We start from the raw sequence: 13,988 nt of genomic DNA, 5'->3' as shown, positions 1-13,988 counted from the left end.
TCAGTCCTCACTCTTACCATCAAGGCCATCAATGGTGACGCCCTGTAAGAATCCAGCGCCCTTTTGTTCATTATTTTGCAGCTTAATCATCAAGCGTAAGTCGTTTGGTGAATCAGCATGATGCAAGGCATCGGCATAATTGATGCGATGTTGCTTGTAAAGTTCGAACAAAGCTTGGTCGAAGGTCTGCATTCCCATTTCTTTCGATTTTGCCATGGTCTCTTTTATTGAGCCAATATCGCCGCGCTTAATAAGCTCCGCAACCATAGGAGAATTAAGTAAAATTTCAATGGCAGCAACGCGCCCTTCCCCATCAGAGGTCGGCACTAATTGCTGCGCGACGATGGCACGTAAGTTAAGTGCTAAGTCATACTTAAGCTTATCGTGCTTTTCTTTTGGCACTAAATGCATGATACGGTCAATGGCTTGGTTAGCATTATTAGCATGCAGTGTTGCCACACATAAATGCCCTGTTTCAGCAAAGCTTAATGCGTACTCCATGGTTTCTTGCGAGCGAATCTCACCAATCAAAATGACATCTGGCGCCTGACGCAGTGAGCTTTTCAACGCCGATTCGAAACTCTCGGTATCAAGGCCCACTTCACGTTGAGTAATGATACTTTTACGATGTTCATGGACAAATTCAATCGGGTCTTCAATAGTTAAAATGTGCCCGCGCTGGTTTCGATTACGATAACCTAGCAGTGCCGCAAGCGAGGTTGACTTACCCGTTCCCGTGCCACCTACAAACAGAACTAAACCCCGTTTCGCCATGATCACATCGGTAAGAATAGAGGGTAAGCCTAAATCAGTAACATCAGGGATGGTGGTCACGATTCGACGAATAACCATGCCAGCCCGATCGCGCTGCCAAAATGCCGAAACACGGAAACGGCCTTCATCGTTAGCAATCGCAAAGTTACACTCTTTGGTGTCGTGAAACTCTTTGCGCTGCTTCTCGTTCATCGCTGACTCAACCATAGCAAGTGCGCTTTCATCAGAAAGTTTCTCGTCACTTAACGGGATGAGTTCACCATTAATTTTCGCACTTACTGGCAGCTCACTTGAAACAAATAAGTCAGAGCCGTTTTTAGTAATCATCACTTTTAAGTAATGATTTAAAGGTAAAGACATGTCAACTTTCTCCGTTAGCCACCAAATTGGGTTTTATCTTGCGCCTTCGCGCGCGCATCCGCGTTTGTAACAATCCCATAGTTCACTAGATTTGCTAAACATTGATCCATGGTTTGCATACCATGAGATGCTCCCGTTTGAATCGATGAGTACATCTGCGCAATTTTATCTTCACGGATCAGGTTTCGTATTGCAGGCACACCAATCATGATTTCATGTGCAGCCACTCGCCCGCCCCCTACTTTTTTAAGCAGTGTTTGCGAGATAACAGCCCGTAATGATTCAGACAACATTGAGCGCACCATGTCTTTTTCTTCACCTGGGAAAACGTCAATAATACGGTCGATTGTTTTTGGTGCCGAGGTCGTATGCAAGGTGCCAAAAACCAAGTGACCCGTTTCGGCCGCGGTCATAGCAAGACGGATAGTTTCTAAGTCACGTAGCTCACCAACCAAGATAACATCTGGGTCTTCACGCAACGCACTGCGCAGCGCATTCGAGAAACTGTGAGTATCACGGTGCACTTCACGTTGGTTAATCAGACTCAGTTTGTTATCGTGAACAAATTCGATAGGATCTTCAATCGTGAGAATATGATGATGCTTAGTTTGATTAATGTAATCAACCATTGCCGCTAAGGTAGTTGATTTACCCGAACCCGTAGGCCCAGTAACCAACACTAAACCACGCGGGTTATCGGAAATGGTTTTAAAAATATCTGGCGCACCTAAATCATCAAGCGTTAATACTTCGCTGGGGATAGTACGGAATACCGCCGCAGGACCACGGTTTGAATTAAATGCATTAACACGAAAACGCGCAAGATTAGGGACTTCAAATGAAAAATCCACTTCTAGGTTTTGTTCATAGTCCTTACGCTGATTATCGTTCATAATATCGTAAACCAGACTATTTACATCTTTTTGTTCTAATGCTGGAATATTTATACGACGCACATCGCCATCAACGCGTATCATAGGTGACACACCCGATGATAAGTGTAAATCCGAGGCTTTGTGTTGCACACTAAAGGCCAATAATTCGGTAATATCCATTTATGACTCCACAACCAACTGATAATTATATGGTTACAATAGCAGAACGACTCAAATCCGCCTACGCAAGAATTGCCCTAGCTGCAAAAAATAATCAACGCGATGAACACGCTATTAGCTTGTTAGCAGTTTCAAAGACTAAACCAGTCGAAGATATTGTGGCTGCCTACCAGCACGGCCAACGCCAATTTGGTGAGTCTTACGTGCAAGAAGCCGTGACAAAAGTCACTGAACTTGCCCACTTAACAGACATAGTTTGGCACTTTATTGGCCCCATTCAGTCCAATAAAAGCGCCCAAGTGGCCACACATTTTGACTGGGTACAAAGTGTCGACCGTACAAAAATAGCCAAACGTCTTAGCGAGCAAAGACCAAAAGACAAAACACCACTGAACGTATTAATCCAAGTTAATATCAGTTTAGAAGAGGCTAAGTCAGGCTGCCACCCTGATGAGCTAATGTCACTGGCAGAATTTATTAGTGGCTGCGATAATTTATGTTTGCGTGGCGTGATGGCTATCCCAGCCAAAACCGACGATGCACAGCAACAATTACAATATTTTGAGCAATTAAGCGCTTGCTTTGATAAACTAAAGGCCCAATATCCCCAAGTAGACACCTTGTCGATGGGTATGAGTAACGATGTTGAAGCAGCAATTGCAGCTGGTTCAACCATGGTACGCATTGGCACGGATATATTTGGCCAACGAAATTAAAAGGTGATAACAGACATATGTCAGATAAAAAAATCGCATTTATAGGCACGGGTAACATGAGCTACGCCATTATTGGCGGCATGGTAAAGAACGGTTTTGCAGCAAAAAACATCATTGCAACCAATCGCAACCAAGAGAAATTAGCTAAGGTTGCTGCTGATTTCGGGGTGCAAACCACCGCGGATAACAACGCGGCACTTCGTGATGCAGATGTGATTGTATTGTCTGTTAAACCACAAATGATGGGCGATTTATGCCAATCATTCCAAGATTCAGGCGTTGATTTTAGCGACAAGCTATTTATCTCTGTCGCGGCAGGTTTAACCGTAAATCGTTTACGTGAAATGCTGGGCCAAAAGGTAAAAATGGTTCGTTGTATGCCAAATACACCATCATTACTTGGTCGTGGCGTGTCGGGTCTATTTGGCGCTGACGAAACCGCAGAAGAGCATGAGTTTGTACAGCAAGTATTTGAATGTACAGGTATTGTTGTCTGGGTCGAGCAAGAGTCGCAAATAAACGATATCATCGCCGTTACCGGCTCTTCGCCCGCTTACTTTTTCTTATTTATGGAAGCCATCGAAGAAAAGGCAAAAGCACTTGGCTTTAGTGATGAAGATGCACGCCGCTTAGTACAACAAACGGCGCTAGGTGCAGCTGAAATGGCGCTTTCTCAGCAAGACATTAGTATTTCACAGCTGCGTGCAAACGTCACATCAAAAGGCGGTACAACTCACGCAGCCGTTGAGCACCTGAAAGCACAAGGCCTTGTTGGTACCGTTGCCGATGCAATGGATGCCTGTATTGCCCGCGCAGAAGAAATGGAAAAAGAACTTTAAGCTTACTTTGTTGAAGGTAAAACTATGCAAGCCATGCAATTCCTCGTTGAGATTATTTTTGATCTCTTTTTAATGGTGGTCCTTTTACGCTTTTGGTTACAAGCGGCAAAAGCTGACTTTTATAATCCAATTAGCCAGTTTGTGGTAAAAGCTACATCGTTTGCAGTAAACCCATTACGTAAAATCATTCCAGGGTTGGGTGGCTTTGACATCGCGTCGTTAGTCCTTGCGTATTTAGTCGCAGTGGCAAAGCTTAGTGCCGTCTTTTTACTGTTTTATGGTGGTTGGGCTGCCGCGCCTGTCTTTGTGACTGCGTTAATCACGGTAATAAAAGAAGGGTTAAACTTACTATTTTGGGTGTTAATTATTCGTGCTTTATTAAGCTGGGTAAGCCAAGGCTACAACCCTATTGAAGCGGTTTTCCACCAGCTAACTGAACCTATGTTACGCCCTATTCGTAAAGTTATACCACCACTGGGTGGTTTAGACTTGTCAATTTTAGTACTGATCATTGCCTTGCAGTTCTTACAATTTTTATTAATTGATTTGATTGGCTAAACATTGAGTATCTAATTTAGAGGCCGTAAGGCCTCTTTTATTAAGTGAGAAATACCATGAAACAGATTATTCTTTTTACCTTACTTGCCCTCAGTTTATTCACAACAGCAGCGAAGGCTGAACAACAAGCCGGCGCACAATATAAAATACTTGGTCCATTTGAAGTACATTACATCGCTTTTCCTTCAACCTTTATACAACCCGACATTGCCAAAAACTACGATTTAGTGCGCAGCCCAAGCAAAGGAATTATTAATATTTCGGTGCTAAAAAACAGCGATAAAACGGCGCAAACTGCCACACTAACAGGCACGGCACGTAACCTACTCGGCAATAGTAAACAACTTGAATTTAAAGAAGTTGTTGAAGGCGATGCGATTTATTACCTTGCACAAATCGACTACAGCAATGAAGAAATTTACCGTTTTAATATCGAGATTAATAAAAACGGCAAAGTACAAACACTGACATTTCAGCAAAAATTTTACGTAGATTAATGCCCCTATGAACAACACTTTAGTTTTAGCCACGGGTAACCCTGGCAAAGTAAAAGAGCTGGCGAGCATGCTTAGCCCGCTTAACATTAATGTGGTTCCGCAAAGCGATTTTCAGGTTCCTGACGTGCCAGAAACAGGCACTACATTTGTTGAAAATGCGATAATAAAAGCGCGTCATGCAGCAAAGATTACTGGGCTGCCTGCAATTGCAGATGATTCTGGCCTCGAAGTCGATGGCTTACATGGCGCACCAGGTGTTTATTCTGCACGTTTTGCTGGCGAAAATGCCAGTGACCAAGACAACATTGATAAACTTTTAAGCGAGCTGGCTGATAACCCTGTACGTAGCGCTCGTTTTTGGTGTGTTCTGGTTTTAATGCGCCATGCTGATGACCCGACACCGCTTATTTGCAGTGCGAGCTGGGAAGGTGAAATCACGCACAGCCAAGATGGCCAAGGCGGTTTTGGTTATGACCCCATCTTTTATGTGCCTTCAGAACAATGCACCAGCGCACAGCTGACAAAAGAGCAAAAAAATGCCCTGAGCCACCGCGGCCAAGCACTTAAGCAACTACTTGCGCAATTGCAGCAAAAAGGCGGCCTGTGAGTTTACCCCCGTTAAGTTTATATGTGCACGTACCGTGGTGCGTGCAAAAGTGTCCGTACTGCGACTTTAACAGCCATGGTCAAAAAGGTACGATCCCCGAGAAAGAGTATGTTCAACACCTAATTGATGACTTAAAAGCGGATTTACATTTAGTACAAGGGCGTAAAATCCACAGTATTTTTATAGGTGGCGGCACGCCAAGTTTACTCACAGGTGAGGCATACACCCGCTTACTTGGCGAGGTCGATAGATTAATTGGCCTGAGTGAAAACTGCGAAATCACTTTAGAGGCCAACCCAGGCACTGTAGAAACAGGCCGCTTTAAAGAGTACGTCGCGGCTGGCATAAACCGAATTTCGATTGGTGTGCAAAGCATGCAGAACGACAAGCTGAAAGCCCTCGGTCGTATACATGGCGCGGATGAAGCAAGCTATGCAGCAAAACAAGCACACCAAGCTGGGCTCAACAGTTTTAATTTAGATTTAATGCATGGTTTACCAGGGCAATCTCTTGAAGATGCACTTAGTGACCTTGAAAAAATCATCGCATTAAATCCCCCGCATATTTCGTGGTATCAATTAACAATTGAACCTAATACTCAGTTTGCCTCAAAACCCCCCACGTTACCGCACGACGATATATTGTGGGATATTCAAGAACAGGGACAAGCACTCCTTGCAGATGCAGGTTATCAGCAATACGAGATTTCTGGCTATGCGAAACCCGGCTACCAATGTCAACATAACTTAAATTATTGGCGATTTGGCGATTATCTCGGTATTGGCTGTGGGGCCCATGGTAAGGTGACTGACGCAAATACGAAGATCATCACGCGTACAGTAAAAGTAAAACATCCGCGTGGTTATATGGATCTCGCAAAGCCTTATTTGTACGAACAATGGCAGGTTGCTGACGATGATTTAGCGTTTGAATTTTTTATGAATCGTTTTCGTTTAGTTGAGCCTTGCCCAAAAGGTGATTTATCTTTGCTTACAAATTTGTCACTGCAAAGCCAAGAACAAGCCTTGAACGAAGCAATTAAAAAAGGCTTACTAACAGATAATAAAAACAATTGGCAAGTCAGTGCAAAAGGCCAGCGCTTTTTAAATGACCTGCTAGAATTGTTCGTTTAAGAATTCTATTAATAATTAAATTTCTAACAAGAAAGGAACGATAATGCGTAAACTGACCTTCATCGCTGCAGCGGTAAGTGTTGCATTACTTGGCGGTTGCCAACAAATGCAAGAACAACCAACCCCAGCGCCCACTGTACAAACCCAACCTGTACAAAGTGAAATCGATAAAGCGAATGCGTTTTTTGAAGACACGTTTAACCGTGATGTAATGAAAAGCCCTGTTTATCAAACATACATGGGTATCAAAAAAGATTACGATAAATGGGATGATGGTAGCGAAGAACGCGTTCTTGCAGACTTTGAGCAAACCAAAGCTGATCTTGTCGCTTTAAAAGCAATTAACCGCGAACTATTAGATGACGCGACAAAAGTAAGCTACGACCTAAAAAAACAAGCACTTGAAAATGAAATTGCAGATTTTAAATGGCGTCATTACAACTACCCTGTAAATCAAATGTTTGGTGTTCATTCGATGATCCCTGCATTTTTAATTAACCAACATCAAATTGCTGATGTCTCAGATGCGAAAGCGTATATCTCTCGCTTAAACGGCGTAACGATGGTTATTGATCAGCTAATCAAAGACCTCGACGTGCGTGCTGATAAAGGTATCATCGCACCTAAATTTGTATTCCCACATGTCATTGATTCAAGCAAGAACATTCTACATGGTGCACCATTTGATACAGGTGAAGACTCAACTCTTTTAGCTGACTTTAAACGTAAAGTTGCCGCATTAGAGATTAGTGAAAGCGAAAAATCAGCGCTTATCAACGATGCAGAAAAAGCACTAAAAGCGGCTGTTAAGCCTTCTTACACGAAGCTAATTAACTATTTAGCGCAGTTAGAAAAACGCGCTGACGAGCGTGATGGTGCGTGGAAATTCCCAGATGGTGAAACGTTCTACAACAATGCCCTTGCACGCACAACAACAACCGATTTAACAGCAAAAGAAATCCACTCAATTGGTTTAGCTGAGGTTGCACGTATTCACGACGAAATGCGCGCGATTAAAGAAAAAGTAGGCTTTGACGGTGACTTAAAAGCATTCATGCAATTCATGAAAACTGATAAGCAGTTCTACTACCCAAATACAGCTGAAGGTAAACAGCGCTACCTTGATGAAGCGACAGCCCTCATTGATAACATGAAATCTCGCTTAGATGAGCTTTTCATTGTTAAACCAAAAGCCGATTTAAAAGTAAAAGCTGTTGAAGCATTCCGCGAAAAAGCAGCAGGTAAAGCGTTCTATCAACAACCTGCGCCAGATGGCTCTCGCCCAGGTATTTACTACGCAAACCTTTACGATATGGAAGCAATGCCAACTTACCAAATGGAAGCACTTGCTTATCACGAAGGTATTCCGGGCCACCACATGCAAATCGCCATCGCACAAGAACTTGAAGGCGTGCCTAAGTTCCGTAAGTTTGGTGGTTACACTGCGTATGTTGAAGGCTGGGGCTTATACTCTGAGCTAGTACCAAAAGAAATGGGCTTATATGAAGACCCATATTCAGACTTCGGTCGCCTTGCAATGGAATTATGGCGTGCGTGTCGCTTAGTTGTTGATACCGGTATCCATGCGATGAAATGGACACGCCAACAGGGTATTGACTATTACGTTAATAACACACCAAACGCAACGTCTGATGGCGTTAAAATGGTGGAGCGTCACATTGTAATGCCGTCTCAAGCAACCGCTTACAAAGTGGGTATGTTAAAGATATTAGAGCTGCGTGAAGCTGCAAAAGAACAGCTGGGTGATAAATTCGATATTCGTGAGTTCCACGATGTTGTACTTAAAAATGGTGCAGTACCATTAAATGTACTTGAGAAATTTGTTGACCAGTGGGTTGCAAAAAAACAAGCTGCTTAAACTAAATAGACTTTAAAAAGGCCGCTCAGCGGCCTTTTTTATTTATTTAAACAAGTCGTTGAGCTATAAATGTATAAATAATAAAAAACGAGTATTTTCATGCAAAGCGCTATTGATCAATTGAACAGCCGACTTCAGCATCATCAATTAAAAGAACTGCTTAGCGATTACCAACGTTTATCGGGGGTTTTGCAGGCAGCGCAATTACAACACCTCTATCAACTAGCGTGCAGTAGTGAAGTAAAATACCTGTTTTTACAAAATGTTGCAGCGCACTTACTTGAGGCAAGCCCTTTGCCTCGCGAAGCGGTGAGCTTTATAGATGATATTGATAAGCTTAGCTTTTTCACACCCGGTCTGAAATTTCAAAACGCGTTTAGTATCACCGATCAGCAAGGCAATACCCTGTTACATCACCTTTTTAGTCAATGTAGAGCAGACGCGCTACCATTTAACTACCTGCGCTCACTCATGCTCTTTGAAAGTAACGAAAGTTTAGCTGATGCTCTAACAACCCTAAACCATGATCAGTTAACGCCAATTGGCTGCTTTATCGCGTGTAATAAAAATACCCAGATGCTGGCAAAGCATGAGTTTTCAGCTCTGCTGGCCATGATGGAAGTTGACCAACGCCACAGTCCTTCCGCCGTAAATGCATTAATCTCTCAACTAAAAGCGTTTTACGCGCCGCATTTGCCAACAAATGCAGACTGTAAAGTTTTGCTGTGTGCAGCCTATTTACAAGTATCAACGAGTCAATTAATCACGGCACTTAAACAGTCGTAATATGAACAAAGATGTCGTCAAAGGCTTTTTGTCTTTAAGTAGTTTTACGGCCCTTAACCATGGCAGCCGTATCATTCTTACCTTGTGCTTGGCACGGTTACTTACCACTGATGAATTTGGTACTTTTGCTGCTTTATTAGCGCTGTGTGAAATTCTTCTACTGCCAGCCAGTATGGGTTTTTCCTCATCATTAATGCGCATTAGCTACCCGCTATACACACACCAACAACATGACTTATTACGTGGTTTAAGGCATGTTTATTTAGCTGCGTCGGCTATTTTTGGAGTGCTTTTTGTGGCCTCTATCGTTATTAGCTTTCAAGCAATTTCACCGCATCAAAGTGCCAAAGAACACGTTATTTATTTACTGCTACTAGTCCCGATTGGTGCCATTATGCAAAGTCAGTCTGCTTTTTTAGTGGCTTTAAATAAACCTAAAATCGGCCTTATCACCCAGCAATGCATTTTTGAACTGCTCAGCGCGCTTTTATGTCTTTTGCTTTATTTTAGCTATGGCGAATTATCACTAGTCAGTATTTGTGTGTTGTTGTTTTGCAGTATGCTCTGCGTAGTGTGTTATCAATACTGGCTCATCAAAGGCATAATTGAACCACGTATCGCACACTATCAAACGAAACAGTGGTGTAAAGATTCCTTAATCATGTTAGCAAGCGGTGCTGGCACAGTGCTGGTTGCCAAGCTCGATGTGCTTCTTGTTCATCATTGGTTTGGCGCGCAGGGCGTGAGTGTGTTTTTTCCTGCGGTTGTGATTGCAGGCTTGCTGACTATTTTAGGCAATGCCGCCAACCAGTATTTAAAACCGATATTAATGGCCGAAAACGATAATTCAAAAGCCGTTAGTGAATTAATGAGTGTACTGTGGCGATTTAATTTTGGCGCAATCATTATCCTAGCACTATTAGCAAAGCCACTGCTGAGCCTGTATGGCGAAACACAATTACAACAAGGTTTTTGGGTGCTTATGCTCATGTTACTCGGGCAACTTTTTCTGCCTGCACGCATACTCGCAAGCAGTCTTATAAAATTAAAAGGCAATCCGCTGATTAATTTATACGTATTATTAGCGGCGACCAGCGTGACAATTTTAATGGCATTCATTTTAAAAGATCAGTGGGGTTTGCTGGGAGTTGCCATCGCATTTAGTGGCGGGTTTATATTAGGTGCACTGAGTCGCATGGTGATAGTGTGCACTCACATGCGACTGCCTCTTGCTGTTGTATTTGGCTTAGTCAGATAAATAATATTCAATACTGGTCACCACGCGTACTTTTTTAAGTTGTGGTGTGTTTGAATCTCTATCATTAATCGAAAACTGGCCTTGATGCGCCGTTTTTATTTTGCCCAATTTAGACTGTGAGTCTTTGGCAAATTTCATGGCGACTTCACGTGCTTTCTCGGTCGCTTCTTGGACCATTTTTGGTTTAATTTCGTTTAAACCATTAAACAAATATTGAATGCGTGTTTCGTAATTATCTTGTACCACGGCAATGCCCTGCTTGGCTAATTGACTAACTTGGCCCAAAGCATGCTGAACTTTTTCAATATCGCTAGAATATACAATCACATTTGAGCGAGCAATGTAGCGAAATTGCTGATTTTCTCCCCCATACTCTCGGGCTTGTTTATCAATAATTGATTGGCTGCCATTGCTAATTTCTTCGTCATTAAAGCCGTGTAATTTTAAAAATGCCACCACCGCATCATTTTTATTCTCAATGCGTGCAACAAGCTTCTCTAGGTTATTATCGGCATCTGAAAATTGTAATGGCCAAATTACGGTGTCTGCAGCCACTTCCATTTCAGCAAGCCCTTTAACATTGACGGTGCGCTCCATTGCTTTGACATCAAGTGCCGCACTTTTCAATATAAAGCCAAGTCCCAGTAAACCTATTGCCAATGCCACAGCAGCAATAACAATATTAAATGGCTGTGCTTTACTCATGCCTTTCTCCTTGATATAGGTCACTGTTTTCGACTCGAAAAGTCACAGTAAACAGGTTATCTTATATGTATAAAAGGGTTATCTTATGTATATAAACTTAACAGACCCTGAAATGTTTACAACAATGCGCAAGCAAAGGACACAGCATGAGCGTTAAACGCATTAGCCAATTCTTTAATCCAACGTCAGTCGCTGTTATTGGCGCCTCTAATTCCCCTAACCGAGCCGGTTTTGTGGTAATGCGTAACCTTTTGCAAGGAGGCTTTAAAGGTCCAATCATGCCCGTGAGTCTAAATCACACGGCGGTGCATGGTGTACTTGCCTACCCAAGTATTGCCGAGTTACCAAAAATACCAGACCTTGCTGTTATTTGTACTAACAAAAATACCTTAATAAATATTATTAATGAGCTGGGTGAAATAGGCTGTAAACACGCGGTGGTGATTGCTGCGGGGCTTAACCCTGAGCAAAAGCTGGCTCTAAAAGAAGCCGCTTTAACGGCAAATGTATCTTTACTTGGGCCTAATTGCCTTGGCTTATTAATTCCGCATATTGGCTTAAATGCAAGCTTTTCGCACACAATTGCAAGCCCAGGTAAGCTCGCTTTTGTTTCGCAATCAGCCGCGGTGTGTTCAACCATACTTGATTGGGCTAAAAACAAAGAAATTGGCTTTTCGTATTTTGTCTCTGTTGGTGACTGTCTGGATATTGACTTTGATGAGCTGCTCGACTTTTTAGGCCGTGATGCTAAAACCAAAGCCATTCTTTTATATATTGATAACATTGAAGATATTCGCAATTTTATTTCAGCAGCCCGTGCTGCAGCATTCAGCAAACCTGTTATTGCCATAAAAACAGGTAAAACTAGCGCAGGGGCACTGGCCGCCGAAATCCACACCGGTGGAACACAAAGTTCAGATGCTGTGTATGATGCACTCTTTCAACGTGCGGGGATGCTTCGCGTTAACGATTTGCGGGAGCTATTTGCAGCCACACAAACGCTGGCAATGCACCCAAAACTTCTAAAAGTTGAGCAACTCACTATTCTCACCAATGGCGGTGGGCCTGGTGTGATGGCCGTTGATACCTTATTACAAAGTTCAGGTAAGTTAGCAGAGCTTAGCGATGAAACACGCGCAGCGCTTAATAAAGTTATTCCACAATCAGAGATGACCTCAAACCCAGTGGATATTTTTGGCGATTCAGCACCTAAACGTTATCAACAAGCTCTAGAGATATTGCTGCAAGCAAAAGAAGTTAAAAATCTTTTGATTATTCATACTCCTTCGGCCCTTGCCCCTAGCGAAGATTACGCTGAAATTATTGTTGAAACACTGCAAAAAATTCCCAAAATGGCGCGCCCTTATGTGATGACCAATTTTATGGGAGAAGATGCTGCTTACGCTGCGCGTCGAGTGTGTGCCAATAATGCGATTCCTACGTACCGTACTCCTGAAGGCGCGGTGGGGGCATTTATGCACTTAGTAAGTTATCGTCGAAATCAAAAACATTTAACACAGACACCCGAATCAAATACAGATGATGCGAAAATAAATAAAGAAGCTGCCAAGGCGTTGGTCAATGAGTTTCTGCTCGATGAGCAAAGCTACTTATCAACACATCAGGCAAGCCAAATTTTAACCCACTATGGTATTGACTGTATTCAAACCGAAGTTGCTTACACGCCTACAGAGGCGAAAGAACAAGCCATTGAGCTTGGTTTTCCAGTGGCGTTAAAACTAATTAGCCCCAATATTCCGTCTAAATCAGAAGTAGGCGGTGTGGTACTTAACTTAAACGATGCACAAGAAGTAGAGCAAACCGCCTTTGCGATGCTGCTTAGAATTAAAAACACCTATCCTGATGCGCATATAGAAGGATTTTCACTGCAAAAAATGGCCCCCCGTGCCGGCGCAAATGAACTGCGTATCGCCATTAAAACAGAGCCAAACTTTGGCCCTGTTATTTTACTTGGCGAAGCAGGCACAGGCCTTGAGTTTGGGCAAGCGGCGGTCGCGCTTCCTCCTCTTAATATGAATCTTGCGAAATATTTAATTGCAGCAGCCCACGACAAAGGCGTGTTAAAAGACCGCGTATTACCGGAAAAAGTCGATAAATACCGTTTATGTGCCCTACTCACTCGTATCTCACAATTGGTAATAGACCAGCCTGATATTACCAGCGTAGAGCTCAACCCTATCCTTGCTAGCAACGGGCAATTTTTAGTTCTTGATGCCACAATAAGCTTAAGCCGCTACAAAGCAAAAGCAAACCGCAAGCGCTTGTGTATACGCCCTTATCCCATTGAGTTGGTCAAAGAAGTAACTTTAAAAAACAATACTCAAGCTCAACTTAGACCAATAAAACCCGAAGATGAACAGGCGCACCTTGAGTTTGATCAATCGTTAACAAAAGAAGATCGCTACAAACGCTTTTTTGGCGAACTGCCACAGTTTAATCACGACCAACTGGCAAAAATGACACAAATTGATTACGACCGTGAAATGGCGTTCATTGTTAGCCAAGAGCAAAATGGCTCTGCATGCACGCTAGGCGTGTCTCGCGTATTAATGGATCCTGATAAACAAGAAGCCGAATTTGCAATTGTGGTACGCTCTGACTGTCAAGGTTTAGGGCTTGGCACTATACTCATGAATGCCGCTATTGAACATTGCAAAAGCCAAGGGGTTAAACGCATTGCCGGAATAACATTACCCGAAAACACCGGCATGATCGAACTTGCGCGTAAACTGGGCTTTAAAATTACCCGCGACTTTGAAGAAGGCAGCATCAATATGCTGTTAAATTTAACTTAAAAACG

Annotated in this window: 13 protein-coding genes; 10 read left to right on the top strand and 3 right to left on the bottom strand. The window is 42.8% G+C overall.

Annotated elements, in window-relative coordinates; translation table 11 throughout:
- Both LPA49_RS05915 and LPA49_RS05910 read right to left on the bottom strand, forming a co-directional pair.
- The gene (locus LPA49_RS05915) at nt 1–1,134 is read right to left on the bottom strand and encodes a PilT/PilU family type 4a pilus ATPase (RefSeq protein WP_036966084.1); all 1,134 of its coding nucleotides are present in this window, start codon (nt 1,132–1,134) and stop codon (nt 1–3) included.
- Nucleotides 1,135–1,148: 14 nt separating this feature from the next.
- Nucleotides 1,149–2,189, bottom strand: coding sequence for a type IV pilus twitching motility protein PilT (locus tag LPA49_RS05910; protein ID WP_036966081.1), 1,041 nt, complete (start codon nt 2,187–2,189; stop codon nt 1,149–1,151).
- Between the two features lie 2 nt (nt 2,190–2,191).
- Between LPA49_RS05910 and LPA49_RS05905 the strand changes: the two genes are divergently transcribed.
- From LPA49_RS05905 to LPA49_RS05865, 9 genes are all read left to right on the top strand, one after another.
- A complete protein-coding gene (locus tag LPA49_RS05905) occupies nt 2,192–2,905 on the top strand; it encodes a YggS family pyridoxal phosphate-dependent enzyme (protein WP_065979691.1) in 714 nt (237 codons plus the stop codon).
- A gap of 17 nt (nt 2,906–2,922) precedes the next feature.
- A complete protein-coding gene (gene proC, locus LPA49_RS05900; protein WP_036966075.1) occupies nt 2,923–3,744 on the top strand; it encodes a pyrroline-5-carboxylate reductase in 822 nt (273 codons plus the stop codon).
- A gap of 24 nt (nt 3,745–3,768) precedes the next feature.
- Nucleotides 3,769–4,302, top strand: coding sequence for a YggT family protein (locus LPA49_RS05895; protein ID WP_036966072.1), 534 nt, complete (start codon nt 3,769–3,771; stop codon nt 4,300–4,302).
- Nucleotides 4,303–4,358: 56 nt separating this feature from the next.
- Entirely contained in the window at nt 4,359–4,799 is a 441-nt protein-coding gene (locus LPA49_RS05890; RefSeq protein ID WP_065979690.1) for a DUF4426 domain-containing protein, read from the top strand.
- 7 nt (nt 4,800–4,806) lie between these two features.
- The gene (locus LPA49_RS05885) at nt 4,807–5,406 is read left to right on the top strand and encodes an XTP/dITP diphosphatase (protein ID WP_065979689.1); all 600 of its coding nucleotides are present in this window, start codon (nt 4,807–4,809) and stop codon (nt 5,404–5,406) included.
- Nucleotides 5,403–6,539 (top strand): radical SAM family heme chaperone HemW, encoded by a 1,137-nt coding sequence (hemW, locus tag LPA49_RS05880; RefSeq protein ID WP_036966064.1) that lies wholly within the window; start codon nt 5,403–5,405, stop codon nt 6,537–6,539. The genes LPA49_RS05885 and hemW overlap by 4 nt, the downstream gene beginning before the upstream one ends.
- Nucleotides 6,540–6,582: 43 nt before the next feature.
- Nucleotides 6,583–8,418: a DUF885 family protein gene (locus tag LPA49_RS05875; RefSeq protein WP_036966060.1), complete on the top strand. Its 1,836-nt coding sequence runs from the start codon at nt 6,583–6,585 to the stop codon at nt 8,416–8,418.
- 99 nt (nt 8,419–8,517) lie between these two features.
- Nucleotides 8,518–9,204: a hypothetical protein gene (locus LPA49_RS05870; RefSeq protein WP_036966057.1), complete on the top strand. Its 687-nt coding sequence runs from the start codon at nt 8,518–8,520 to the stop codon at nt 9,202–9,204.
- Nucleotide 9,205: 1 nt separating this feature from the next.
- Nucleotides 9,206–10,462, top strand: a complete 1,257-nt coding sequence (locus LPA49_RS05865) for a lipopolysaccharide biosynthesis protein (protein WP_180311075.1) — start codon at nt 9,206–9,208, stop codon at nt 10,460–10,462.
- Here the strand turns inward: LPA49_RS05865 and LPA49_RS05860 are convergent.
- Nucleotides 10,451–11,167, bottom strand: a complete 717-nt coding sequence (locus LPA49_RS05860) for an SIMPL domain-containing protein (protein ID WP_036966051.1) — start codon at nt 11,165–11,167, stop codon at nt 10,451–10,453. The genes LPA49_RS05865 and LPA49_RS05860 overlap by 12 nt on opposite strands.
- Nucleotides 11,168–11,313: 146 nt before the next feature.
- Between LPA49_RS05860 and LPA49_RS05855 the strand changes: the two genes are divergently transcribed.
- A complete protein-coding gene (locus tag LPA49_RS05855; RefSeq protein WP_230235940.1) occupies nt 11,314–13,983 on the top strand; it encodes a bifunctional acetate--CoA ligase family protein/GNAT family N-acetyltransferase in 2,670 nt (889 codons plus the stop codon).
- The last annotated feature ends 5 nt before the right edge of the window (nt 13,984–13,988 follow it).

The organism is Pseudoalteromonas sp. MB41, assembly GCF_020966275.1.
GTDB classification, from domain to species: Bacteria; Pseudomonadota; Gammaproteobacteria; order Enterobacterales; family Alteromonadaceae; genus Pseudoalteromonas; species Pseudoalteromonas lipolytica.
Note: the sequence above shows the minus strand (reverse complement) of the source record. Positions and strands in the feature narration are given on the sequence as shown.